General features: G+C 65.2%; 24 protein-coding genes and 4 tRNA genes. 16 read left to right on the top strand and 12 right to left on the bottom strand.

What is annotated here, in order from left to right:
• Positions 1-32 precede the first annotated feature (32 nt).
• The 3 genes from rph to ACGLHS_RS10130 are packed head-to-tail and all read right to left on the bottom strand — an operon-like array spanning position 33 to position 2,726.
• On the bottom strand, positions 33-764 hold the full coding sequence (gene rph, locus ACGLHS_RS10120; protein ID WP_394479246.1) for a ribonuclease PH: 732 nt from the start codon (positions 762-764) through the stop codon (positions 33-35).
• Positions 765-805: 41 nt separating this feature from the next.
• On the bottom strand, positions 806-1,711 hold the full coding sequence (locus ACGLHS_RS10125) for a PP2C family serine/threonine-protein phosphatase (protein WP_093237776.1): 906 nt from the start codon (positions 1,709-1,711) through the stop codon (positions 806-808).
• 7 nt (positions 1,712-1,718) lie between these two features.
• Positions 1,719-2,726, bottom strand: coding sequence for a serine/threonine-protein kinase (locus ACGLHS_RS10130; RefSeq protein ID WP_093237774.1), 1,008 nt, complete (start codon positions 2,724-2,726; stop codon positions 1,719-1,721).
• Between the two features lie 91 nt (positions 2,727-2,817).
• On the opposite strand from ACGLHS_RS10130, the gene ACGLHS_RS10135 reads away from it, so the two are divergent.
• The 4 genes from ACGLHS_RS10135 (at position 2,818) to ACGLHS_RS10150 (ending at position 6,957) form a co-directional block, all read left to right on the top strand.
• Complete coding sequence (locus ACGLHS_RS10135; RefSeq protein WP_394479249.1) at positions 2,818-3,741, top strand: YicC/YloC family endoribonuclease; 924 nt, start codon at positions 2,818-2,820, stop codon at positions 3,739-3,741.
• Positions 3,742-3,752: 11 nt separating this feature from the next.
• Positions 3,753-4,373 (top strand): guanylate kinase, encoded by a 621-nt coding sequence (gmk, locus tag ACGLHS_RS10140; protein ID WP_007835873.1) that lies wholly within the window; start codon positions 3,753-3,755, stop codon positions 4,371-4,373.
• A 31-nt stretch (positions 4,374-4,404) separates the two neighbouring features.
• Entirely contained in the window at positions 4,405-4,608 is a 204-nt protein-coding gene (gene rpoZ, locus ACGLHS_RS10145) for a DNA-directed RNA polymerase subunit omega (protein WP_021009011.1), read from the top strand.
• Positions 4,609-4,701: 93 nt separating this feature from the next.
• Positions 4,702-6,957 (top strand): bifunctional (p)ppGpp synthetase/guanosine-3',5'-bis(diphosphate) 3'-pyrophosphohydrolase, encoded by a 2,256-nt coding sequence (locus ACGLHS_RS10150; RefSeq protein WP_093237771.1) that lies wholly within the window; start codon positions 4,702-4,704, stop codon positions 6,955-6,957.
• 27 nt (positions 6,958-6,984) lie between these two features.
• Here ACGLHS_RS10150 and greB read toward each other — a convergent pair whose 3' ends face one another.
• Together greB and ACGLHS_RS10160 are read right to left on the bottom strand one after the other, a co-directional pair.
• Entirely contained in the window at positions 6,985-7,563 is a 579-nt protein-coding gene (gene greB / locus ACGLHS_RS10155) for a transcription elongation factor GreB (RefSeq protein WP_394479252.1), read from the bottom strand.
• 60 nt (positions 7,564-7,623) lie between these two features.
• A tRNA-Arg gene (locus ACGLHS_RS10160) sits at positions 7,624-7,700 on the bottom strand.
• Positions 7,701-7,908: 208 nt separating this feature from the next.
• On the opposite strand from ACGLHS_RS10160, the gene ACGLHS_RS10165 reads away from it, so the two are divergent.
• A complete protein-coding gene (locus ACGLHS_RS10165) occupies positions 7,909-8,445 on the top strand; it encodes a GrpB family protein (RefSeq protein WP_394479254.1) in 537 nt (178 codons plus the stop codon).
• Positions 8,446-8,623: 178 nt separating this feature from the next.
• Here ACGLHS_RS10165 and ACGLHS_RS10170 read toward each other — a convergent pair.
• The 3 genes from ACGLHS_RS10170 to hrcA form a co-directional block, all read right to left on the bottom strand.
• Positions 8,624-8,700, bottom strand: a tRNA-Arg gene (locus ACGLHS_RS10170).
• Between the two features lie 178 nt (positions 8,701-8,878).
• Positions 8,879-8,955, bottom strand: a tRNA-Ile gene (locus ACGLHS_RS10175).
• A 40-nt stretch (positions 8,956-8,995) separates the two neighbouring features.
• Entirely contained in the window at positions 8,996-10,003 is a 1,008-nt protein-coding gene (hrcA, locus tag ACGLHS_RS10180) for a heat-inducible transcriptional repressor HrcA (RefSeq protein WP_093237766.1), read from the bottom strand.
• Between the two features lie 31 nt (positions 10,004-10,034).
• On the opposite strand from hrcA, the gene ACGLHS_RS10185 reads away from it, so the two are divergent.
• The 3 genes from ACGLHS_RS10185 to rapZ are packed head-to-tail and all read left to right on the top strand — an operon-like array spanning position 10,035 to position 13,505.
• A complete protein-coding gene (locus tag ACGLHS_RS10185; RefSeq protein ID WP_093247310.1) occupies positions 10,035-10,949 on the top strand; it encodes an NAD kinase in 915 nt (304 codons plus the stop codon).
• A 1-nt stretch (position 10,950) separates the two neighbouring features.
• Positions 10,951-12,633: a DNA repair protein RecN gene (gene recN, locus ACGLHS_RS10190; protein WP_394479257.1), complete on the top strand. Its 1,683-nt coding sequence runs from the start codon at positions 10,951-10,953 to the stop codon at positions 12,631-12,633.
• Positions 12,630-13,505 carry an RNase adapter RapZ gene (gene rapZ / locus ACGLHS_RS10195; protein ID WP_394479259.1) on the top strand — a complete coding sequence of 292 codons (876 nt, stop codon included), beginning with the start codon at positions 12,630-12,632 and terminating at the stop codon, positions 13,503-13,505. The genes recN and rapZ overlap by 4 nt, the downstream gene beginning before the upstream one ends.
• A gap of 4 nt (positions 13,506-13,509) precedes the next feature.
• Here the strand turns inward: rapZ and mutY are convergent, their stop codons facing one another.
• From mutY to mutM, 3 genes are all read right to left on the bottom strand, one after another.
• The gene (mutY, locus tag ACGLHS_RS10200) at positions 13,510-14,544 is read right to left on the bottom strand and encodes an A/G-specific adenine glycosylase (protein ID WP_394479261.1); all 1,035 of its coding nucleotides are present in this window, start codon (positions 14,542-14,544) and stop codon (positions 13,510-13,512) included.
• 37 nt (positions 14,545-14,581) lie between these two features.
• The gene (locus ACGLHS_RS10205) at positions 14,582-16,549 is read right to left on the bottom strand and encodes a dynamin family protein (RefSeq protein ID WP_394479264.1); all 1,968 of its coding nucleotides are present in this window, start codon (positions 16,547-16,549) and stop codon (positions 14,582-14,584) included.
• An 88-nt stretch (positions 16,550-16,637) separates the two neighbouring features.
• The gene (gene mutM / locus ACGLHS_RS10210; RefSeq protein ID WP_394479266.1) at positions 16,638-17,450 is read right to left on the bottom strand and encodes a bifunctional DNA-formamidopyrimidine glycosylase/DNA-(apurinic or apyrimidinic site) lyase; all 813 of its coding nucleotides are present in this window, start codon (positions 17,448-17,450) and stop codon (positions 16,638-16,640) included.
• 81 nt (positions 17,451-17,531) lie between these two features.
• Here mutM and ACGLHS_RS10215 point away from each other — a divergent pair, with 81 nt between their 5' ends.
• From ACGLHS_RS10215 to ACGLHS_RS10250, 8 genes are all read left to right on the top strand, one after another.
• Positions 17,532-19,382 carry a tetratricopeptide repeat protein gene (locus ACGLHS_RS10215; protein WP_394479268.1) on the top strand — a complete coding sequence of 617 codons (1,851 nt, stop codon included), beginning with the start codon at positions 17,532-17,534 and terminating at the stop codon, positions 19,380-19,382.
• Positions 19,379-19,897: a lipoprotein insertase outer membrane protein LolB gene (locus ACGLHS_RS10220; protein WP_394479270.1), complete on the top strand. Its 519-nt coding sequence runs from the start codon at positions 19,379-19,381 to the stop codon at positions 19,895-19,897. The genes ACGLHS_RS10215 and ACGLHS_RS10220 overlap by 4 nt, the downstream gene beginning before the upstream one ends.
• The gene (ispE, locus tag ACGLHS_RS10225; RefSeq protein ID WP_394479272.1) at positions 19,894-20,775 is read left to right on the top strand and encodes a 4-(cytidine 5'-diphospho)-2-C-methyl-D-erythritol kinase; all 882 of its coding nucleotides are present in this window, start codon (positions 19,894-19,896) and stop codon (positions 20,773-20,775) included. The genes ACGLHS_RS10220 and ispE overlap by 4 nt, the downstream gene beginning before the upstream one ends.
• Before the next feature lie 69 nt (positions 20,776-20,844).
• Positions 20,845-20,921, top strand: a tRNA-Gln gene (locus ACGLHS_RS10230).
• 140 nt (positions 20,922-21,061) lie between these two features.
• Positions 21,062-22,036, top strand: coding sequence for a ribose-phosphate pyrophosphokinase (locus ACGLHS_RS10235; protein ID WP_093247318.1), 975 nt, complete (start codon positions 21,062-21,064; stop codon positions 22,034-22,036).
• A gap of 96 nt (positions 22,037-22,132) precedes the next feature.
• On the top strand, positions 22,133-22,819 hold the full coding sequence (locus ACGLHS_RS10240) for a 50S ribosomal protein L25/general stress protein Ctc (protein ID WP_093247319.1): 687 nt from the start codon (positions 22,133-22,135) through the stop codon (positions 22,817-22,819).
• An 84-nt stretch (positions 22,820-22,903) separates the two neighbouring features.
• A complete protein-coding gene (gene pth / locus ACGLHS_RS10245) occupies positions 22,904-23,536 on the top strand; it encodes an aminoacyl-tRNA hydrolase (protein WP_093247320.1) in 633 nt (210 codons plus the stop codon).
• 180 nt (positions 23,537-23,716) lie between these two features.
• A complete protein-coding gene (locus ACGLHS_RS10250) occupies positions 23,717-24,061 on the top strand; it encodes a hypothetical protein (protein ID WP_394479276.1) in 345 nt (114 codons plus the stop codon).
• Here ACGLHS_RS10250 and ACGLHS_RS10255 read toward each other — a convergent pair.
• Positions 24,047-24,322 (bottom strand): YfhL family 4Fe-4S dicluster ferredoxin, encoded by a 276-nt coding sequence (locus ACGLHS_RS10255; protein ID WP_093247322.1) that lies wholly within the window; start codon positions 24,320-24,322, stop codon positions 24,047-24,049. The two genes, ACGLHS_RS10250 and ACGLHS_RS10255, sit on opposite strands and share 15 nt — an antisense overlap.
• Positions 24,323-24,371: the final 49 nt, after the last annotated feature.

A 24,371-nucleotide genomic window follows, 5' to 3' on the forward strand; every position in this document is an offset into this window, starting at 1 on the left:
TGTGACGCACATCGGGCGTGCGTCAGTAGCTATTAATTCGAGAGCAATGCCTGCTGCTGCAGGGTCACGAGCTCGCCAATGCCCTTTTCGGCCAGGCCGAGCAGGATGTTCATTTCATCGCGCGTGAAGGCGACGCCTTCGGCGGTGCCCTGCACTTCGACGAAGTGACCGGCACCGGTCATGACGACGTTCATGTCGGTGTCGCAGGCCGAGTCCTCGGTGTATTCGAGATCGAGCAGCGGCGTGCCTTCGACGATGCCCACCGAGATGGCAGCCACATGGCCCTTGATGGGCGATGCCTTGAGGGTGCCGGCGGCAATCAGCTTGTTGACGGCGTCCTGCGCGGCGACGAAGGCGCCGGTGATGGCCGCCGTGCGGGTGCCGCCGTCGGCCTGCAGCACGTCGCAGTCGAGGTGGATGGTGCGTTCGCCCAGGGCCGCCAGGTCGAACACGGCGCGCATCGAACGGCCGATGAGGCGCTGGATTTCTTGCGTGCGGCCAGTCTGCTTGCCCTTGGCCGCCTCACGGCTGCTGCGGGTGTGGGTGGCGCGCGGCAGCATGCCGTATTCGGCCGTTACCCAGCCTTCGCCGCTGCCCTTCTTGTGCGGTGGCACCTTCTCTTCGACCGAAGCGGTGCACAGCACGCGGGTCTGGCCGAACTCGATCAACACCGAGCCTTCGGCGTGGATGGTGAAACCGCGGGTGATGCGCACGGGGCGCAACTGGTCGGCGGCACGGCCGCCGCTTCGGGTGAAAGCAGTCATTTTTTGGAAACTGGAAAGAAAAGAAAGAACGAAAGGCGCGCTCAGGTCTTGCGCGCGGCTGAACGGCGAATGGCTTCGTTGATCTCGGCGATGGAACGCTCGATGGCGTCTTCATCGAGATCGTCGATCTCGCTGTCCGAGGGCATGCCGGCCTGGATGGTCGAGGCGAACACGCCGTCGGTGATGGTTTCGGTGGAAATGCCGTGGTCTTCGCCTGCGCTGTCGGGCATTTCCCATTCGAGCGCGATCAGCGTCACGTTGTCGCTGTGGGCGCCGCCCTTGCGCAGCGCCATTTCGGCGAGGTCGGGAGCAGCGTCTGACACGGGCTTGCCCGAGGAGAGCGTGTGCACGATCAGCGCATCGTCGAGCACGCCCCAGACGCCGTCGGAGCACAGCATGATGCGGTCGCCGCGCTGCAATTGCAGCGGCGCCGAAACATCGAACAGCGGCGTGGTCGGCGAGCCGAGGCAGGTCAGCAGCAGGTTGCGATTGACCGGCGCATCGGAGCCGTGCGGCTTGGGGCGCTCGGCGTGCGAGTGGTCGCGCGTGCGGGTCAGCAGGCGACCGTCGCGCACCACGTAAAGGCGCGAATCGCCGCAGTGCATCCACGTGGCGGTCGTGCCCTGGAGCACGGCAGCAACGACGGTGGTGCGCGGCGTGTCGAGCATGGCCTTGTGGCTGGCGTAACGCATGATCTGCTGGTGCGCGGCCATGGCCGATTCAGCCAGGAAGGCCTTCACGTCCTTCACGGTCGGGCGGGCTTCGCGCTGGTAGAGCGCGGCGATGGTTTGCAGGGCCAGCTGGGCCGCGACTTCGCCTTCCGGGTGGCCGCCCATGCCGTCGGCCAGCACGAACAGTCCCGACTCCCGCGTGTAGCAATAGCCCATGCGGTCTTCGTTCTTGAGACGGCCGCCCTTGCGGCTGACCTGGAAGACGGAAAATTTCATGTCGTCGTCATGCGGGGCGGGTTGTGGGCGCGGCAGCCTTGGGCAGGCTCTTCTTGTCGAAGGACCGGATGTTGTCGATCGACAGGCGCACCTTCTCGCCGACCGTGAGCTTGGTGTAGCGGCGTTCGCCTTCGCGGCTCAGTTCCTTTTGCAGCGCAAAGACCGATTGCGGGCGCGACAGCGGGTCGAGCGACATGCACCACTCGACCACTTCGATCAGGTTGTCGGAGTACACGCCGCGCAGGCGCGAGAGCGAGAGGCTCAGGCGATCTTTCTCGATGCGGCGCGGGGCATCGTTGGGCGGATAGCCCTGCATGCAGGCGTAGATGCAGGCGCCGATGGCGTAGATGTCGGTCCAGGGGCCCATCGACGAATCGCGGCGGTACATCTCGGGGGCCGCGAAGCCGGGGGTGTACATCGGGCGGATGAAGATGCCTTCTTTGCTGAGCACTTCGCGCGCGGCGCCGAAGTCGATCAGCACGGCACGGTCGTCGTCGGTGACGAAGATGTTGGCCGGCTTGATGTCCAGGTGCAGCATCTTGTACTGGTGGACGATGCGCAGGCCGCGCAGGATTTCGTCGAACAGCGAACGGATGGTCGATTCGCGGAACACCTTCTGCCGCTTCAGGTCGCGCGCCGTGACCACGAAATCCTGCAGGGTCGCGCCCTCCAGGTAGTTCATGACCATGTAGACGGTTTCGTTCTCGCGAAAGAAATTGAGCACGCTGACGACCGAGGCGTGCGAGATCTGTGCGAGCGAGCGGCCTTCCTCGAAGAAGCTCTTGAGCCCCAGCCGGTAGAGGGAAAGCTTCTCGGGCGGGACCTGCGGATTCAGTTCGCCGGGCCCACGGGTGGCCAGCGAAGAAGGAAGATATTCCTTGATGGCGACCTGCTGTCCACTGGGGTCGATGGCGAGGTAGACCACACCAAAACCGCCCGCGGAAAGCCGGCGAACAACGCGGTAACCGCCAATGACCGTATCGGGCAACAGGGGCGAAGGCTTGACCTTTGACATAATCCGGGAGTTTCGCCCGAAGGCGATGGTGCGGCAAGCGAACGCCGTGCCGACGCCTCGGTGCATGCAAGCAAAACCACAGTGAGGCGCAATGCCAGTTTACAGCATGACCGGCTACGCCAGCGGCCAGAACGGGTCCGCAGGCAGCCACTCCGAAGCCGAAGCGCGGCCTGCCGCCGGAGGCCGACTCGGGGTCGAAATCCGCTCGGTCAACAGCCGCTTCCTCGACCTGACTTTCAAGTTGCCGGAGGAACTGCGCCAGCATGAAACCGCGCTGCGCGAGTTGCTCACGGGCAAGCTCAAACGCGGCAAGGTCGAAGTGCGCGCCGCCATCGAGAACACCGCCCAGGCGGGTGTGGTCGAGCCCTCCGTCAAGCTGCTCCAGCGCCTCAACGGCGTGCAGGACAGTATCAAGGCTTGGCTGCCCGGCGCCCGCGACCTGAGCGTGGCCGACGTGCTGCGCCTGGCTGGCGGCGACAGTGCCGCCCGCGGCGATTGGGGCGCTGACCTGATCGACGTCGCCGGCAAGGCGCTCGAAGGCCTGATGTCGGCCCGCCAGCGCGAAGGCGCCCGGCTGGCCAAGATGCTCGAAGCCCACCTGGGCCAGTTGCGCACCCTGGTGCAGCAGGCCGGGCCGCTGGTGCCACAGCTGGTCGAACAGCAGCGCACGCGCTTCCTGGAACGCTGGCAGGAGGCCATGGGCCTGACTTCCGGTACGGGCGGCACGCTGCCCGAGGCGGCGCAAGACCGTGCGCTGACCGAAGCCACCGCCTTCGCGATCCGCATCGACGTGGCCGAGGAGTTGACCCGCCTGAATTCGCACCTCGACGAGATCGAACGGCTGCTCAAGAAGGGCGGCGAGATCGGCAAGCGCCTCGATTTCCTGATCCAGGAGCTGCACCGCGAAGCCAACACCCTGGGCTCCAAGTCGGCAGCCCTGGAACTCACGCGCATCGGCGTGGACATGAAGGTCTTGATCGAGCAGATGCGCGAACAGGTCCAGAACATCGAATGACGAGCGAAAGAATGGATTACCCCGGCAATATCTTCGTGGTCGCCGCGCCCAGCGGCGCGGGCAAGTCGAGCCTGGTCAAGGCGCTCATGGAGCTCGACTCGGCCGTTCAGCCCTCGGTTTCCCACACCACGCGGTCACCCCGCGGGCAGGAAAAGCACGGTCGCGAGTACTTTTTCGCCTCTCCCACCGAGTTCGACGCAATGATCGCGGCGGACGGTTTCGTGGAATGGGCGCATGTGCACGGCCACCGCTACGGAACCTCCAAAAAGGCCATCGAGGAACGGATTGCCCAGGGGGCGGACGTGATCCTCGAGATCGACTTCCAGGGCGCGCTGCAGATCCGCAAGACCTTCGCCAACGCGGTCATGATCTTCATCCTGCCGCCAAGCTGGGAAGAATTGCGCTCCCGGCTCGAACGGCGCGGCGAAGACAGTGCTTCGGTGATCGAACTGCGCCTCAAAAACGCCGCGGAAGAGATGGCCAGGGCCGGGGAATTCGACTTCGTTATAATCAACGAGTTATTTGAGCGCGCGCTTTTCGATCTCAAGGCGATCGTCCACGCTCAGCGGCTTCGGTACTCCGCACAGCGCCGTGCACGTGCCGACACTTTCGCCGCACTGAACATCCCCTGATTTCCCGCTCACCGACCGAAAGATTCTCATCATGGCCCGCATCACCGTCGAAGATTGTCTGCTTCAGATCCCGAACCGCTTCCAGCTCGTTCTGGCCGCCACGTACCGTGCGCGCATGCTGAGCCAAGGCCACGCGCCCAAGATCGAAAGCAAGAACAAGCCCGCCGTGACCGCCCTGCGCGAAATCGCCGAAGGCAAGATCGGCATCGAAATGCTCAAGAAGGTGCCGGGCTGATCTGACGCAGCCCTGCAACGAAAAGGCACCGCAAAGCGGTGCTTTTTTTATGCTTGGACGCGTCCATGGAACGGTCACGCTAAAGTGGTAGCCATGAGCGCGGTCGCCAAACATCAGTCCCATGCCCCCTCGGGCACGCCGAAGCCAAGTCCGGCGGCGCTGAACGCGGCTGCCGCAAGCTTTGCCGCCTTGACGGCGCGCCTCGACTACCTGAGCCCCGAAGACACCGAGCTGGTCCGCCGCGCCTACCGCTTTGCCGACGAAGCCCACCTGGGCCAGTTGCGCAACAGTGGCGAGCCCTACATCACGCACCCCATCGCCGTGGCGGCGCAATGCGCCGAATGGAAGCTCGATGCACAGGCGCTGATGGCCGCCCTGCTCCACGACGCAATCGAAGACTGCGGCGTCACCAAACCCGAGCTGATCGAACGCTTTGGCGCCCCGGTCGCCGAACTGGTCGACGGGCTCACCAAGCTCGACAAGCTGCAGTTCAACACCCGAGAAGAAAACCAGGCCGAATCCTTCCGCAAGATGCTGCTGGCCATGGCGCGCGACGTGCGCGTCATTCTGGTCAAACTGGCCGATCGCACGCACAACATGCGCACGCTGGCCGACGCGCCACGTGAAAAATGGGCCCGTATCTCCCGCGAAACGCTCGAGATCTATGCGCCCATCGCGCATCGACTCGGGTTGAATCAAACGTACCGCGAGCTGCAGGAGCTGTCGTTCCGGCATCTCAAGCCGTGGCGTTACGCCACCCTCTCCAAGGCCGTGGCCAAGGCGCGCGGGCGACGCCGCGACCTAATCCAGAAGGTGCAGAAAGAGGTCGAAACCGCCTTTTCTGCCGCCGGCATGACGCTGCGGATCGCAGGGCGTGAGAAAACGCTCTATTCCATCTACCGCAAGATGGAAGAAAAGCACCTGAGCTTTGCCCAGGTGACCGACATCTACGGTTTTCGCCTGATCGTGCCGAACGTGATCGCCTGCTACACCGGGCTTGGCATCCTTCACCAGATGTACAAGCCGCTGCCAGGCAAGTTCAAGGACCACATCGCGATCGCCAAGCTCAACGGCTACCAGTCGCTGCACACCACGCTGGTCGGCCCCGCCGGCGTGAGCGTCGAGTTCCAGCTGCGGACCGAGGCAATGCACGTGGTCGCCGAATCCGGCGTGGCGGCGCACTGGCTCTACAAGGCCGCCGAGCCGAACGCGGCAAGCAACGACAGGCTGGGCACCAAGTGGCTGCAGTCGCTGCTCGATATCCAGGACGAGACACGCGACGCCGCCGAGTTCTGGGACCACGTCAAGGTCGACCTGTTTCCCGACGCGGTGTACGTCTTCACGCCCAAGAGCCAGATCATGGCGCTGCCGCGCGGCGCCACGGTGGTCGACTTCGCCTATGCGATCCACAGCAACATCGGCGATCACACCTCGGCCGCGCGCATCAATGGCGACCAGGTTCCGTTGCGCACCGAGCTGAAGAACGGCGACGTGGTCGAAGTGATCACGGCGCCGGTGTCGACGCCCAATCCTGCCTGGCTCGGGTTCGTTCGCACCGGCCGCGCGCGCTCCAAGATCCGTCATTACCTGAAGACCCTGGCCCATGCGGAATCCGAAGGCCTGGGCGAAAAACTGCTGGCTCAGGCGCTGCGCGCCGAAGGCCTCGGCAAGCTGCCGGAGGAAGACGAAGAGCACCAGGCACTGTGGGAAAAGCTGCTGCGCTTCACCGGCAACCGCACCCGCTCCGAATTGCTGACCGACATCGGCCTGGGCAAGCGCATCGCGAGCATCGTGGCCAAGCGGCTGATGGCGCTGCTTTCCGAACTGGGTGAACGGCCCGATGCGCTGCTGCTGAGCCGCGAACGCTTCATCTCGCACGAGACCGTGTCGCAAGGCGCGGTCACGCTCGATGGCAGCGAGAACTCGTCGGTCCGCTTTGCACTGTGCTGCCGCCCCATTCCGGGCGACCAGATCGTCGGCTACCTCGGACACGGCGAAGGCCTGGTGGTGCACACCGAAGATTGCGGCGTGGGCCAGCGCCTGCGAAACAAGGACAGCGAGCGCTTCTTCGCCGTCGAGTGGGCGGACGAGCCCACGCGTGCCTTCGAAACCGGTGTGGTGATCACCGTGCGCAACGACAAGGGCGTGCTGGCACGGGTTGCTGCCACGCTGGCCGATGCGGAAGCCGACATCACGCATGTCGAGATGGCGGACGAGACCCCGCAGGATTCGACCGACCTGCGCTTCGTGATCGCCGTGCGCGACCGTGCGCATCTCGATGCCGTGCTGCGGGCCGCGCGGCGAACCACGTCGGTGCTGACCGCCGCAAGGACCGTTCCCGCCCCTTGAGATGGCAGGGCCGCGGCGCGCTCGCTGCTAGGCGGCGGCCGGACGCGGCGCCGGATAGCTCACCGAAAGAATCTCGACTTCGTGCGCCCCGCCCGGGGTCACCAGCTTGACCACATCACCTTCGCGCGACTTGAGCAGTGCCCGGGCGATGGGCGAAATCCAGCTGACCTGCGACTTGGCGCTCTGCGCCTCGTCGATGCCAAGGATCGTGACGCTTCGCTCGTCGCCACTTTCATCGATGTAGCGAACGGTGGCGCCGAAGAAAACCTGGTCGCGGCCGTGATGCACCGAGGGATCCGTGACCTCGGCAATCTCGAGCCGCTTGGTGAGAAATCGGATGCGCCGGTCGATTTCTCGCAGGCGTTTCTTGCCGTAGAGGTAGTCGCCGTTTTCAGAGCGGTCCCCGTTCTTGGCCGCCCAGTGAACCGCCTCGACCACTTTCGGGCGTTCTTCATCCATCAACTGCAGCAATTCGTCGCGCAGTCGCGCGTAACCGTCTGGCGTGATGTAGTTCTTGCTGCCTGCGGGCAACGCGGGCACGGCACCGCCGGAGCCGTCGTCGTCATCTCCGTCGGTGTCGGTTTCCTTGGTGAATGCCTTGCTCAACGCAGAACCCTCCTCCAAATGAAAAAAGCCCGCAACTTTCGTTGCGGGCTTTCCTTGTAGTGGTGCGGCTGGCAGGAATTGAACCCACGACCCCTTGGTTCGTAGCCAAGTACTCTATCCAACTGAGCTACAGCCGCACAGCTTGCAATTATAGCCTGTTTTTTCTACCCTTTCGGATTTGCGTGATCCGGGGCGAAAAAGCGCCTTGGCAGCAGACTCCGCTGCCGCAGCGCCACGTGCCTCGCGCAACACGCCCGATTTCCCTGTATCGGCACCGCATTCAAGCCGTGCGCCACACAAGATCCGAGCGTACTGATCGGTAGCGAGGAGGCACATGGAGCCGCCATGAAAGTCAACGCGTTCGATGAAAGATTGGAACACCGCCACATCCTGCCTTACGACCCCGCGTACGCCCGCGTGTTCGCGCAAGTGCAGCGGTACGTTCACGAAAATCTCGAGAGCGTGGAGCTCGTTCACATCGGGAGCACCGCCATTCATGGGCTGCGGGGCAAGCCCATGGTTGACATTGCCGCCATCACGGGCGAACAGAACCTGCGCGCAACGCAAACGGAATTCGAGAGACTTGGATTTCACCGACGTGCCGTCTGGGTCGACAGGGATGAGAAGCCCTATGTCTGCGGCTGCGTTCAACACAACGGACGCAACTACAACATCAATATCCACATCTGCCATCACGGCGATCCGGTCCACAAGGACTCGCTGGCGTTCATGGACATCCTCCAGCGACGCCCAGACCTGCGCAGGAGGTACGAGGAAGCCAAGGACCGCGCGCACATGATCGACCCGGTCAATCCGGAGGTCTACAACCGGGAAAAAGAGGCCGTGATCAAGGAGATACACGCGCAGATTGGACTGAGCTGACGGAGCGAAAGCGCAGGGGCCGCCCCACAGGGCAGACCGTCGCCTCGTGCATACGAGCACCTCGAAGTCGACGATGGCTGTGGCCCTCGAGCCCCCGGCCCGACGCCCGCAAGATGCCAAAAGGCGAGCCCAAAAGAAAAAGGACCAGAAGGCATCAACCTTCTGGTCCATTCGAGAGTGGTGCGGCTGGCAGGAATTGAACCCACGACCCCTTGGTTCGTAGCCAAGTACTCTATCCAACTGAGCTACAGCCGCGAAGCCTTCGATTATAGCCTGCTTGTCAGCGTGAATCTGCCATCACCCCGAGAACTCCGATTGACCCTGCCGTATTCGGCCCGACCAACTGCGTCAATCCCGATCGATTGATGCCCAAGCTGCAGCGCAGCAAAAAGCCCACTACCAATCTTGGTAGCGGGCTTTCTCTATAGGGACATGGTAGGCCGTGATGGGCTTGAACCATCGACCAACGGATTATGAGTCCGCTGCTCTAACCAACTGAGCTAACGGCCCACGCGGGCACGATTCTATTCGTGCCGCACCACCCGCTCGCTTACTTGCGATGGCTCAGCGCATTGCCGATCAGCCGCGATGTGATGTCGACGATCTGAATCATGCGCTCGTAAGGCATCCGCGTCGGCCCGATCACCCCGAGGGTGCCGACCACCTGCCCATCGACCTCGTAGTTGGCACTGACGATGGAAAGTTCTTCGAACGGCACCACCTGGCTCTCGCCACCAATGAAGATGCGCACGCCTTCGGCCTTGCTCGACACATCGAGCAGGCGCATGAGCTGCGCCTTCTGCTCGAAGAGCTCGAAAGCACGGCGCAACTGCCCCATGTCGCTGGAAAAATCGCTCACCGAGAGCAGGTTGCGCTCGCCGGAAATCACGACGTCGTCTTCCTGCGCCTCCGTCAAAACCTCGGAACTGACCTGCACCGCCGCCTGCATGAGCGCAGCGATCTCGCCGCGCAGCTTCTCGACCTCGGACTGCAGCCGGTCGCGCACCTGCTCGATGGTCAGGCCCGCATAGTGGGCATTGATGTAGTTCGAAGCCTCGACGAGCTGTGACTGCGAATAGTCGGCCTCCGGGAAGATCACCCGGTTCTGCACGTCGCCGTCAGGCGAGACGATGATCACCAGCAGCCGGTTTTCCGACAACCGCAAAAATTCGATCTGCTTGAACACCGATGCGCGCCGCGGCGCCATCACCACACCCACGAACTGCGAGAGGTTCGACAGCAGATGCGCCGCATTGGCAATCACCTTCTGCGGCTGGTCGGGCGCCAGGCTCGGCGCGCTCATCTGCTCGCGCTCCGCGGTCAGCATGGTGTCGACAAAAAGGCGGTAGCCGCGATGCGTCGGGATGCGGCCCGCCGAGGTGTGCGGGCTGGCGATCAGCCCCAGCGCCTCGAGGTCCGACATGACGTTGCGGATGGTCGCCGGCGACAGGTCCAGCCCCGACGAACGCGACAACGTGCGCGATCCGACGGGCTGCCCGTCGGCGATGTAGCGCTCGACGAGCGTCTTGAGCAGCAACTTGGCACGGTCGTCCAGCATTGCAAGATTTTAGTGTTGTAATTTGTGAGATATGACCTCTCGCTTCCGTCACGTCGCCCTGATCGGCAAATACCAGGCTTCCGGCGCCCGCGCGCAGGCGGATGCGCGCGACGGCGTGATGGAGAGCATCGGCGCCTTCCTCGAATCGCAGGGTTGCAAGGTATTCGTCGAGCGCTCGACCTGCGAGGAAGAAGCCGATGACGGCGCCCCGGCCCATCCCCGCTACGAAGCCCTGTCGGTCGAGGAAATCGGCCAGCGCTGCGACCTCGGCCTGGTGGTCGGCGGCGACGGCACCATGCTCGGCATCGGCCGGCAGCTCGCCAGCTACGGCATCCCGCTGATCGGCATCAACCGCGGCCGGCTCGGCTTCATCACCGACATTCCGCTCGACAACTACCAGGCCACGCTGATCCCGATGCTGGCCGGCGAGTACGAGGAAGACCATCGCAGCCTGATGCACGCCCAGGTCATGCGCGATGGCGTCTCGGTGTTCGACGCCCTCGCCATGAATGACGTGGTGGTCAATCGCGGCGCCACCTCCGGCATGGTCGAGCTGCGCGTTTCGGTGGGCCGCCACTTCGTGGCCAACCAGCGCGCCGACGGCCTGATCATCGCCACACCCACGGGCTCGACCGCTTATGCGCTGTCCGCCGGCGGGCCCTTGCTTCATCCGGCGGTGCCCGGCTGGGTGCTGGTGCCGATCGCGCCGCACACGCTGTCGAACCGCCCGGTGCTGCTGCCCGACGCCGACGAGATCGTGATCGAGCTGGTGGGCGGGCGCGACGCCAGCGCCAATTTCGACATGCAATCGCTGGCTTCGCTCGTGATCGGCGACCGCGTGGTGGTGCGCCGCTCCGATTTCCGCGTGCGCTTCCTGCATCCGCGCGGCTGGAGCTATTTCGACACGCTGCGCAAGAAACTTCATTGGAACGAAGGGGGCTCCTGACATGGCGCTGCGACGCATCGCACTGCGCGACTTCGTGATCGTGCGATCACTCGAACTCGACCTGTCCACCGGCTTCACGGTATTGACCGGTGAAACCGGTGCCGGCAAATCCATCCTGATCGACGCGCTGCAGCTGGCGCTCGGCAACCGCGCCGACGCAGGCGCGGTGCGCGAAGGGGCCGAACGGCTCGACGTGAGCGCCGAATTCGACGCCGACCCTGCCCTTGCCGCCTGGCTCGACGAAGGCGGCTTCGAAGCCGGCGACGCCCTGCTGCTGCGCCGCACGGTCGACCTGCAGGGCCGCAGCCGCGGCTGGATCAATGGCAGCCCCGCCACTGCCACCCAACTGCGCGAGCTGGGCGACAGACTGCTCGACATTCACGGCCAACACGCCTGGCAGAGCCTGACGCGGCCCGAGGCCGTGCGCGGCCTGCTCGACGCCTACGCGGGTGTGCGCACCGATGCGCTCGATGCCGCCTGGCAAGCCTGGCGACAAGCGCTATCCGCCCTGGAGCACACACGCTCGGCACAAGACTCTCTGCAGCGCGAACGCGAGCGGCTTCAATGGCAGATCGCCGAAGTCGCAAAGCTCGCGCCAGGCGTCGACGAGTGGGAAGAGCTGTCGACCAACCATTCGCGCATCTCGAACGCGCAAGCGCTCATCGACGCAGCGCAGGGTGCCAGCCAGGCGCTGGAAGACGACGACAACGGCGCGCTGTCTGCGCTCTCACGCGCGGCCACGCTGCTGCAGAACTGCGAACACATCGAACCCGAATTTCGAACACTGGGCGAGGTGCTCGCCTCTTGCGTGGCGCAGGCCTCGGACGCGGCCCATTCGCTGCATGGCTACCTGCGCAACGCCGAAGCCGACCCACAAAGCCTGGCCGAACTGGACGAGCGCATGGGCCTGTGGATGTCGCTTGCGCGCCGCTACAAGCGCACGCCCGCCGATCTGCCGGCGCTGCTGGCTGGCTGGCAGGCCGAGCTACAGGCCCTCGACGCGCAGAGTGACCTCGAAGGCCTGGAGCGCGCCGAGCAGAACGCGCAGCAGGCCTACATGAAAGAAGCCAAGGCGCTCGGCAAGGCCCGCAAGCAAGCCGCCCCGCGTCTCGGCCAGGCCGTCACGGACGCGATGCAGGGCCTTGGCATGCAGGGCGGGCGCTTCGAGGTCGAGCTGCAGCCGCTGGCACAGCCCGGCCGCGCCGGCCTGGAAGACGTGGCCTTCCTCGTGGCCGGCCACACCGGCAGCACGCCGCGCGCCATCGGCAAGGTGGCATCGGGCGGCGAGCTTTCGCGCATCGCACTGGCCATCGCGGTGACGACCAGCCAGCTCGGCGCCGCGCAGACACTGATCTTCGACGAGGTCGATGCCGGCGTCGGCGGGGCCGTGGCCGAAACCGTGGGCAGCCTGATGAAGCAACTGGGCCGCGACCGGCAAGTGCTTGCCGTGACCCACCTGCCCCAGGTGGCCGCCTGCGCCGACCATCACCTCGTGGTGGCCAAGCGCCAGACGGCTGCAGCCGGCAAGGACGGCCCGCGCACCGAAAGCGGCGTCTCGCGGCTCGACAACGACAACCGCGCCAAGGAAATCGCCCGCATGCTGGGCGGCGAAAAGGTCTCGCAGACCTCGCTCGCACACGCCCGCGAAATGCTGGGCCACAAGACATCGGCGACCGCGCCATGAACCTCGACCTCGTGCTCATCACCGGCATGTCCGGCTCCGGCAAATCGGTGGCCCTGCATGCGCTGGAAGACGCGGGCTACTACTGCGTCGACAACCTGCCGCCCGAGCTGTTGACCTCGTTCATCGCGCTGCAGCACGAGCAGCAGGCCACGCGCGTGGCCATCGCGATGGACGTGCGCAGCGGCGTGTCGCTGCCGATCGTTCCGCAACAACTCGAGGCGCTGCGGCGCGATGGCGTCTCGCTGCGCTCGCTGTTCCTCGACGCGACCACCGACGCCCTGCTGCGCCGCTATTCGGAAACCCGCCGCCGCCACCCGCTCTCGCGCCAGGAAGGCCGCACCGACGTGCCCGAGCAGCACCGCGTGCTCATCCAGGCCATCGAGCTCGAACGCGAGCTGCTGGCCGATCTGCGCGACGGTGCCGACGTGATCGACACCAGCCTGATTCGGCCGGCGCAGTTGCAGAGCTACATCAAGGCCCTGATCTCGGCACCGCAAAGCGCGCTGACGCTGGTGTTCGAGTCATTCGCCTTCAAGCGCGGCGTGCCGCTCGACGCGGACTACGTGTTCGACGTGCGCATGCTGCCCAACCCGCACTACGTACCGGCACTGCGCCCGCTCACGGGCCGCGACGAGCCGGTGATCGAGTGGCTGCGCGAGCACGACGACGTGGCGCGCATGTACGACGACATCGAGCAGTTCCTGTCGCACTGGCTCGACGCGCTGGCGCGCGACCATCGCAGCTATGTCACGGTGGCCATCGGCTGCACTGGCGGGCAGCACCGGTCGGTGTTCCTGGTCGAGCAACTGGCGCGTTTGTTTGGCGCACGCTGGGGCGCGCTCAAGCGCCACCGCGAACTCGACGCGAGCTGATCGATCAGTCCGCGCCGTTTTCCAGCAGCTTGCGCACCGGTGCAGGCAAGCCCAACCGGCCCCATTCCTCGGCATCGACCCAACGCGCCGCCTCGCCTTGCGGCTGGTGGCCCTGGAGTTGCACGGGATGCAGGTGCAAGTCCTTGTGGGTCAGCACATGCACGAAGGGCGGCAGGTCGTGCGCGCCATGCTGCGCCGAGGGCGGCAGCGCAGCGAGCAAGTCTTCGCGGCTGTCGAACACCGGCGGGCAATACAGGCCAGCCCAGATGCCCTTCGCCGGCCGCTTCTCGAGCCACACACGCTCCGCTTCATCGCGCGCCAGCAGCACCCAGAGCGACTGGGCACTGCGCTTGAGCTTGCGGGTCTTGACGGGATAGCGCTCCGGCGCGCCTTCGCGCAGAGCCACGCAGGTCTTGTTGACCGGGCAGATCATGCAGCTCGGCTTGCGCGGCAGGCAGACCGTGGCGCCCAGATCCATGAGGCCCTGGGTGTAGTGCGCGATCGCCTCGCGCTGTTCGGCAGGCGGAAGCAGTTGCGTCGCCAGGTCCCACAGCGCACGCTCCTGCGCCGACGAAGACATGTCGCCGCCGAAGCCGAGCACGCGCGTCAGCACGCGCTTCACGTTGCCGTCGAGGATCGCGACCCGCTCGCCGAAGCAGAAGGCGGCAATGGCCGCGGCGGTCGAACGGCCAATGCCGGGCAGAGTCACCAGCTCGACGGCGGTGCGCGGAAACTCGCCGCCGAATCGTTCGACGACGTCCTGCGCGCAGCGATGCATGTTGCGCGCACGGCTGTAGTAGCCCAGGCCACTCCAGAGGCCGAACACCTCGTCTTCCGTGCCTGCAGCCAGCGCCTTCACGTCCGGAAAGCGGTCGAGAAAGCGCGCGAAATAACCGAGCACTGTCGAGACCTGCGTCTGCTGCAGCATCACTTCCGAAAGCCACACCCGGTACGGGTCGCGGGTGTTCTGCCAAGGCAGCTCACTGCGTCCGTGGCTGCGCTGCCAGCTCACGATCTGGGCAGCGAAGCCGGGTGGCAACGTCGAAGAAGTGGCAACCGCCGCGGGGGCGGAACGCTCAGGCCGCACGCAACTCGCCGACAGCGGCCGCCGCGCCCTGCTGCGGCTTTCCATGCTGCGAGATCAGCGACGTGAAATCGCGCAGGCGCAGATGAAGCTCGGCCAGGTTGCTTTCCTGTGCGGCAAGTTCGATCAGCCGTTCGTCCAGATTGCCTGCCGCACTCTGGATGCGCTCGATGGCTTCGATGCGCTTGCTGAAGTTGCGGCGGCGCTCCTTGAGCTGCGCATCGATCTGCGCGCTCGCGCCCTTGCTCCAGCGCTCGACCTCGGTCATGGCGGCTTCATTGACCAGCCGCAGCCGGCTGGCCAGCGCACGCACCAGCTTGTCGCAGAAGTCGGCCTGCGCGAGCTTCAGCAGGTTGCCCACGCCCAGGTAATGGATGTGGCTGCGCTCGATCTGGCTGAGCTCCTGCTCGAAGCCCGTGAGGTCGGGCTCGGCCGGCGCCTGCAGGGTGAAGCCCTGCTCGGCGTTGAGCTGGCGGAAGGTGGCGTGCAGCATCGACTGAATCTCAGCCGTGGTCGCCTGCACTTCGCGCAGGTTGTTGCGCAGCGAATCGAAGGTCTCCGAATACACCTTGCGGACATTGAACTTGACGCCGGGGCGCTTGAGCGCGGTCGACAGGCGCACCATGTCGGCCTTGAGCGCGGTGCGGCCCAGCACCGCGTACACCTCGCGCAGCAGCTTGCCCTGCACCGAACGCAGCGCCAGGATGCGGGTGTTGCTGCCCTCGAACTCGGCATGCTCCTGATCGATGCGCGCACGCATGTGGCGGATCACCGAAACGTTCTTGCCACGCAGCCCCTGCAGTTCGAGCGCCTGCTCGGACAGGTCGCGCTGGCGCACCTTGAGGATGCGTTCGGCTTCGATGCGCAACGCAGTCATGCCGGCATCGACAGCGAGCCGCAGCATGGTTTCACGCTTGCCGAGCACGCCTTCGCCCAGCAGGGCCTCGAGCGCCGGCAGCCGGCTGGCTTCGAGCAGCGGACCGTCGCGCTGGATCTTGGCCTGCAACCCCTTTTGCGCGGAAACCGGCAGCACCTGCGCGAGCGGCACTTCGAGCAGGCGGGCCGCGCCGTCGCGCTGGCGCTCGATCTGCTGTTCGATCTGCGCAGGCGTGCTCAGCGTGTCCCACATGGTGTCGATCTTGTTGAGCACCACGAAGCGCGTGTTGTTGCCTTCGTCCTCGGTGATGAGGTGCTCGCGCCAGATCGACAGATCGGAGCGCGTCACGCCGGTTTCGGCGCCGAGGATGAAGACGACGGCGTGCGCCTGCGGGATCAGGCTCACCGTGAGTTCGGGCTCGGCACCGATCGCGTTCAAGCCCGGTGTGTCGAGAATCACCAGCCCCTGCTCCAGCAGCGGATGCGGCATGTTCAGCACGGCGTGGCGCCAACGCGGAATTTCGACACGGCCCTGGGCGTTCTGCACCGGGTTGTCGTCGGGCGTGTCGTCGTTCCAGAAGCCCAGCGTGCGCGCTTCTTCCTTGTCGACCCACAGCACCTCGGCCACCTTGCCCATGGCCTGCGCCAGTTGTTCGGCGTTGCCGACGTCGATGGCGATTTCGGTCCAGCGCGTGGGCTTCTCGCGCCAATGGGCCAGCGAATGCGGCTCCAGGCGCGTCTCGATGGGCAACAGGCGCAGCTTGGGCGCGAGCGCGGCGTCGTAGCCAAGCTCGGTCGGGCACATCGTGGTCCGCCCCGCGCTCGCGGGCATGATGCGCCGCCCATAGCCGGCAAAGAAGATCGCGTTGATCAGCTCCGACTTGCCGCGCGAGAACTCGGCCACGAACGCAACCATGACCTTGCTGGTGCGGATCTGCGTCTCGAGCCCGCGCAATCGCTCGGCCACGGACTGGTCGAGCAGCTCGTTCTCGGTCAGCCAGCGGGACAGCCACTGCAGCCGGTGCGCGAAATTGCTTCGCCAGGCACCGTGCTGATCGAGTTGTTGATTGAAAGAGCGGCTCAAGGGGAATATGTAAAAAACTACTTACAAATATAGCATCGCAAGTCGTGGAGCAACCGTTTGCGGGGCATTCAGTCGGAGGCGCCCGAAGCTACTTTTGACAATTGGGGCAGTAGTAGGTGGAGCGCTGCCCCTGGCGCAGCTGCCGGATCGGCGTTGCACAAACCCGACAGGGCTCTCCGGCCCGGCCGTAAACGGTTGCTTCCAGTTGGAAATAACCGTTCTGCCCGTCCACATTGGAAAAGTCGCGCAGGGTGCTGCCGCCCTTCTCCACCGCCCGGGCCAGTATTTCGCGCACCGCCGCATGGAGCTTCGCGGCCCGCGGCCGGCTGATGCGCGCGGCCGAAAGTGTCGGCCGTATGCCGGCCATGAACAGCGCCTCGGAGGCATAGATGTTGCCCACGCCCACCACCACGTCGCCGGCCAGCAGCACCTGCTTGATGGCCGTCTTGCGCTTCTTGAGCCCGGCATGGAACGCATCGAGGTCGAAGGCATCGCCCAGCGGCTCCATGCCGAGCCCCCCGAGCAACTTGATGGCCCAGGGAGCGGTTTCGTCCTCCACGTAGACCACGGCGCCGAAGCGGCGCGGATCGTTCAGGCGCAAGGTGCCACGGTCGGTGACCAGATCGAAATGATCGTGTGCGCCCGGTGGCGGCAGCGCGGCATCGAAGCGCAGGCTGCCCGACATGCCCAGGTGCAGCAGCAGGATGCCGCGATCCAGGTCGATCAGCAGGTACTTGCCGCGACGTCGCACTTCGCGCACCTGCCGTCCGACCAACGTTTCGGGCAACACCATCAACGCCCAGCGCAACGGTTTGCCAATGCGCACGGCATCGATGCGCGCGCCGGCAATGCGGTCGGCAATGCCGCGCCGGGTGACTTCGACTTCGGGTAATTCGGGCATGAAAAGTAAAGCTCTGCCGATCTGCAGCGTTGACGAAGCCCCACGCGGCGCTCGTTCAAATGGCTGGATTATTATGACCAGATGAATCTATCGCTCCGCCGACACCGCCTTGCGGCGGCCGCGTCTCTTGCTCTTCTGGCCTGCGCAACTCATGCGCAATCTGCTTCGGATCCCGCCGCCTCGGGCAGCCCTGCGCCCGTCATCGAGCGCCCTGCGCCGACGAAGCCGGCGGTGCGGGCCAAGGCGACGGCCGCCAAGCAGGCCGCCGACCCCACGCCTCAACAATCGGCGCTGACGGCCGACCTGTTCTACGAAATCCTGATGGGCGAGATGACGGCCCGCTCGGGCGATCCGGGTTCCGGTTATGCCCTGGTGCTCGACGCCGCTCGGCGGCTGCGCGACGGCAAGCTGTTCCAGCGCGCCGTCGAGATCGCGCTGCAATCGCGCTCCGGCGATGCAGCGCTCGCCGCGGCCCGCGCCTGGCAAGAAACGCTGCCCAGCTCGCGCGAGGCACGCCGCATCGAACTGCAGATCCTGATCGCACTGAACCGCATCAGCGAGACGGTCGAGCCCCTGCGCGCCGAAGTGGCGGCCACCTCGCAGATCGAACGCCCATTGCTGATGGCCGTGATCGCGCGCAACTACTCGCGCGCCTCGGACAAGAAGCTGGCAGCCTCGGTGGTCGAACAAGCCTTGGTCGATGAGCTCAAGAGCCCCACCGCCGGTGGGCTCGCGTGGGCCACCGTCGGCCGGCTACGCCTCAACGCGGGCGATGTTTCCGGCGCGCTGGACGCCGCGCGCAAGGGCCAGGACATCGACCCGAGTTCCGATGCGCCGGCCACGCTGGCGCTCGAAATGATCGACCCCGGCCAGCCGCTCGCCGAGCCGATCGTGACGCGCTACCTCAACAACAACGCCAAGGCCTCGCCCGACCTGCGCATCGCCTATGCCCGCGTGCTGGTCGAAAACCGGCGTTTCAACGAAGCCACCACGCAGCTCCAGGCCGTGACCACATCGCGGCCCGAGCTGGCCGAGCCGTGGCTGCTGCTCGGCAGCCTGCAGATGCAGGCCAAGCAGGACGCGGCAGCCGAGACGTCGATCAAGCGCTTCGTCGAACTGTCGGGAACCCCGGGCAAGGACGGGCTCGATGCCTCCGACCGCAAGCGCACCGTCTCGCAGGCCTACCTTGCCCTCGCCCAATTGGCCGAGCGGCGCAAGGACTTCGCCGCCGCCGAGCGCTGGCTGGCGCGTGTCGACGGCCCCGATGAAGTGGTGGCCGCGCAGAGCCGCCGTGCGGGCCTGCTGGCGCGCCAGGGCAAGCTGGCGCAGGCGCGGGAAGTCATTCGCAACCTGCCCGAGCGCTCGCCTGACGACAAGAAGCAGAAGTTCCTCGCCGAAGTGCAGTTGCTGCGCGACGCAAAGCAGTACCAGGCCGCCTACGACATGCTGGCCCGAGCTTCGGCGGCCGAACCGGATGACGGCGATCTGGTCTACGACCAGGCCATGATCGCGGAGAAGCTCAATCGCCTGGACGACATGGAGCGGCTGCTGCGCCGACTGATCCAGCTCAAGCCAGACAACCAGAACGCGTACAACGCGCTGGGCTATTCGTTCGCCGATCGCAAGATCCGGCTCGACGAGGCACGCACGCTGATCCAGAAGGCGGTGCAGCTTGCGCCCGAAGATCCGTTCATTGCCGACAGCCTGGGCTGGGTCGAGTTCCGGCTCGGCAACACGGCGGAGGCCATCCGCATCCTCGAGGCCGCCTACAAGACGCGCCCCGATCCGGAGATCGGCGCGCATTTCGGTGAAGTCCTGTGGAGCACCGGCCAGAAAGACCGCGCGGTCACGATCTGGAAGGAAGCCCTGCTGAGCGACGCCGAGAACGAGACCCTGCAGGAAACGCTCAAGCGCTTGCGGGTCAAGCCATGACTCTCGCTGACGGGGCGCTGAACGGCCGTCGTGCCGCGCTGTCTCTCGGGGGCGCAGCCCTGCTCTGGATGACGGGCTGCGCCCAGTTGTCGGGCGGCTCGTCGGCCCCGAGGACATCGGACAGCTGGAGCGGCCGCATGTCGCTGCGCATCGAGAGCGAACCGGTGCAGACCTTCGCCGCGCTGTTCGAGCTGCGCGGCTCGCCCGAGACGGGCGACCTCACCCTCACGACACCCATCGGCAGCACGCTTGCGCAACTGCATTGGGCACCGGGCGAAGCCCTGCTCAAGGACGGCAGCAACACGCGGCGTTTCGACTCCGTCGATGCCCTGATCGAAGCGGCCACCGGCGCGGTCATTCCGGTCGGTGCGCTGTTCGGTTGGCTGGAAGGCCGCAACGAGCCCGTGCCTGGCTGGAAACCCGACCTGGCGCAACTGGGCAACGGGCGCCTGCAGGCCGTGCGTGAATCGCCGAGCCCCAGGGCCGACCTGCGCATCGTGTTCGAGCGGTCATGAAGGCGATCTACGACCTTCCCGCACCGGCCAAGCTCAACCTCTTCCTGCACATCACCGGCCGGCGGGATGACGGCTACCACCTGCTGCAATCGGTCTTCATGCTGATCGACTGGTGCGACACGCTGCATGTCGAGCTTCGTCGCGATGGCCAGCTGAGCCGCGAAGACCTCACGACCGAATTGCCCGCCGACGACCTGATCCTGCGCGCCGCGCGTGCGCTGCAAGCGTTCGCCGCACCCGGCCAGGGTGCGCACATTTCGGTCGCCAAGCATGTGCCGGCGCAGGCAGGCATGGGCGGAGGCTCTTCCGATGCCGCCACCTGCCTGCTGGCGCTGAACCGCCTGTGGGGCCTGAACCTGCCGCTCGCGCGTCTGGCCCACATCGGGTTGAAGCTGGGGGCCGACGTGCCCTTCTTCCTCGCGGGCCGAAATGCGTGGGTCGAAGGCATCGGAGAGGACATCCGTCCGGTTACACTCCCTCCCGCGCACTTCGCGGTGGTCAAACCACCCGAAGGACTCGATACCCGATTAATTTTTTCTGCGCCCGATCTTGAACGTGCAACTCCTGTTGCTATAATCTCGGGCTTTGCTGCAGATAGCGAACAGCTTGAAGCTCCAAACTTGGGAAACCAGGTTTTCGACTTCGGCCACAACGATCTACAGCCGGTTGCTCAGCGGCTTTGCCCCGCGGTCACCGACGCCATCGAATGGCTCGGCGCCCAAGGATTGAAGGCCCGGATGACCGGCTCCGGAAGTTCGGTGTTCGCAAAGATGCCGCAAGCGCCGCAGGACGCGGAACTGCTCGAAGCCCCCGAGGGCTGGCAGGTTCGTCAATGCAGCAATTTGGCTGTTCATCCTCTCTGGGGGTGGGCAACCTGAAGATAATCGGATCGGTTTTCGATTCGATGCGACATATATCGGTTGGTGGTGAAAACCATCGACCCGTGTAGGGGAGTCGCCAAGCTGGTTAAGGCACTGGATTTTGATTCCAGCATGCAAAGGTTCGAATCCTTTCTCCCCTGCCAAATCTTCAAGAACTGCGGCCCAACGGCCGCAGTCTTCTTTTGCAGCCCACCCGCTGCAATAATCGGCGGCTCACCGGCCGCCACGCATCAGAAACCTTTTGGCGGCTTCCTAAGCCAATTCGCACTGCCGGGACGCGCTCATGCAGGCTAATCACCCTGATTTCATGGTTTTCACCGGTAACGCCAATCCTGGCCTTGCCGCAGAAATCGCGCACAACCTCGGCACCTCGCTGGGCGCCGCACGCGTCGGTCGCTTCTCCGATGGCGAAGTCACCGTCGAGATCAACCAGAACGTCCGGGCGCGCGACGTGTTCGTGGTGCAGTCGACCTGCGCACCGACCAACGAAAACCTGATGGAACTGCTGATCATGGTCGACGCGCTCAAGCGCGCTTCGGCCGAACGGATCAGCGCCGTGATTCCCTACTTCGGCTATGCCCGCCAAGACCGCCGCCCGCGTTCGAGCCGCGTGCCGATTTCGGCCAAGGTCGTGGCCAACCTGCTGGAAACCGTCGGCGTCGAGCGCGTGCTCACGATGGACCTGCACGCCGACCAGATCCAGGGTTTCTTCGACATCCCGGTCGACAACATCTATGCGTCCCCGGTGCTGCTGGGCGACCTGCGGGCCAAGAACTACGAAGACCTGATCGTGGTCTCGCCCGACGTCGGCGGCGTGGTTCGTGCCCGTGCGCTGGCCAAGCAACTGAACTGCGACCTCGCCATCATCGACAAGCGCCGTCCGAAGGCCAACGTCAGCGAAGTCATGAACGTGATCGGCGAGATCGACGGCCGCAACTGCGTGATCATGGACGACATGATCGATACGGCCGGCACGCTGGTCAAAGCGGCCGAAGTGCTGAAAGAGCGCGGCGCCAAGAGCGTCTACGCCTACTGCACGCACCCGATCTTCTCGGGCCCGGCCATCGAGCGCATCACGCAGGGCTCGGCCCTCGATGAAGTGGTCGTGACCAACACCATTCCTCTTTCCGATGCGGCCCTCGCCTGCGGAAAGATCCGCCAGCTCTCCGTGGCACCGCTGATCGCCGAAACGATCCAGCGCATTGCCAAGGGCGAGTCGGTGATGAGTTTGTTCTCGGACCAGGACAACCTGTTCTGATCTGAGCAAAAAGCGGGCTCCTCTCCCTTTCCAGGACAGGAGCCCTTGTTGAACCGGAGTCGCACTGGTCGCGGTGGACTCTTACAGGAGCTAGTTATGAAATTCGTCGCTTTTGAGCGCGCAAAGCAGGGCACGGGTGCGAGCCGCCGTCTCCGCGTTTCGGGCAAGACCCCCGGCATCGTCTACGGTGGCGACACCCAGCCGCAACTGATCGAGATCGATCACAACGCGCTGTGGCACGCCCTCAAGAAGGAAGCCTTCCATTCGACCGTGCTCGAAATGGAACTCGGCGGCAACGTCAGCAAGGTGCTGCTGCGCGACGTGCAGTACCACCCGTTCCGCCAGCTGGTGCAACACATCGACTTCCAGCGCGTCGATGCCAAGACCCGCCTGACCATGAAGGTGCCCGTGCACTTCAAGGGTGAAGAAGAATCCGAAGCCGTCAAGATCGACCTGAACCTGGTCAACCACGTGACGACCGAACTCGAACTGAACTGCCTGCCGAGCGATCTGCCCGAGTTCATCGAAGTCGACCTGTCGGGCCTGAAGAAGAACGGCACCGTCACGCTGAAGGACATCAAGCTGCCCAAGGGCGTGAAGTGGGTCAGCCACGGCAAGGTCAACCCGGTGCTGGCTTCGGCCGTGTCGCCGGCGGCTGAAGAAGTCGACGCTCCCGCTGAAGGCGCTGCCGATGCAGCCGCCGCAGCAGCGCCGGCCGGCAAGGGTGGCAAGGCTGCGCCTGCAGCCAAGACCCCCGCTGCCAAGACGCCTGCCAAGAAGTAATCTCTTCTTCGCAAGCGCGCGAAAGCGCCAAAAGGCCCGCCTCGTGCGGGCCTTTTGCTTTTTCGGGGCGGGATAATCCCGGCCATGATCAAGCTGTTCGTCGGCCTCGGAAACCCGGGCCCTGAGTACGAAGCCACGCGGCACAACGCGGGCTTCTGGTGGATCGACGCCCTTGCGCGCGACTGGAAACTCAACCTCGTGCCCGAGCGCGGCTACCACGGCCTCGCGGCGCGCGCCAACATCGGCGGCCAGAGCATCTGGCTGCTGGAGCCGCAGACCTTCATGAACCTGTCGGGCAAGTCGGTGGCCGCGCTCGCGCGCTTCTTCAAGATCGCACCCGAAGAAATCCTTGTGGTGCACGACGAACTCGACGTGGTGCCCGGCCAGGTCAAGCTCAAGTTCGGCGGCAGCCATGCGGGCCACAACGGCCTGCGCGACATCCACGCGCAACTCGGCACCGGCGACTACTGGCGGCTGCGCCTGGGCATCGGCCACCCCGGCGTGAAGTCGGAGGTCGTCAACTGGGTGCTCAAGAAGCCGCTGAAAGAACAACGTGAACTGATCGAGGACGCCATCGTCCGCACGCTGCACGCCACGCCGGCGCTCGTGGCTGGCGAGATGGAAAAAGCAACCTTGCTGATTCACACGAGCAAACCGCCGCGGCCCAAACCGCCGCGACGGGAGCCCGGCGAAGGGGGCACGCCTGCCGCCACCTAGCCGGCCACGGGAGTGCAGGGAGGGAGAGAAATAAAAATGAGGAAGAGAAGAACAAGAGCAGGAAAGGCCTGGGTCGCTATATTTTCAATAGCGTCCTGCCTCTGTTCCCTGGGCGTTTCCGCCCAGACATGGCGATGCGGCAACGCCTACTCCGATCGCCCCTGCGAAGGCGGCAAGACGGTGAAGGTGGAAGACAACCGCAGCGACCAGGACCGCCGGTCCGCCGACGCCGGCACGCGCAGTGCCCGAACCCAGGCCGACCAGCTGGAGCGCAACCGGTTGTCCCAGGAGAAGGCAGCACACGACCGCGATCAACAAGCCGCGCGGGAAGCCAGAAGCGCGGCCATGGCCGACAGGCGACTGGCATTGGTCGAGCAGAAATCCCGGGAGCGCGCGAGCAAGGCGGCCAGCGAGCCGCGCAAGTCCAGCCTGAGCTTCACCGGCGCGCCGGGTGCCAAGGCGGCCGGCGATGCGCCGGCGCACAAGAAAAAGAAGCGGAAGTCCGCCGGCTCAGACGCCGGCTGAAGCCGCCGTCACCTTGATCGCCGTGAGGCGCTGGTACTTCTGCATCAGCGTCTCGCGGCTTTCCACGTGCTCGGGGTTCAGGGGAATGCACGCCACCGGGCAGATCTGCACGCACTGCGGCTCGTCGAAGTGACCCACGCACTCGGTGCACTTGTGCGGATCGATTTCATAGAAATCGGCGCCCATGTAGATCGCATCGTTCGGGCACTCGGGCTCGCAGACATCGCAGTTGATGCATTCGTCGGTGATCATGAGGGCCATCCCCCGATTATCGACGCGTCGGGCGCCGGGCCTCTTCGGGCCGTCCGGA

Origin of the sequence: Variovorax sp. VaC1 (assembly GCF_043658315.1) — a bacterium.
Taxonomy (GTDB): Bacteria; Pseudomonadota; Gammaproteobacteria; order Burkholderiales; family Burkholderiaceae_C; genus Variovorax.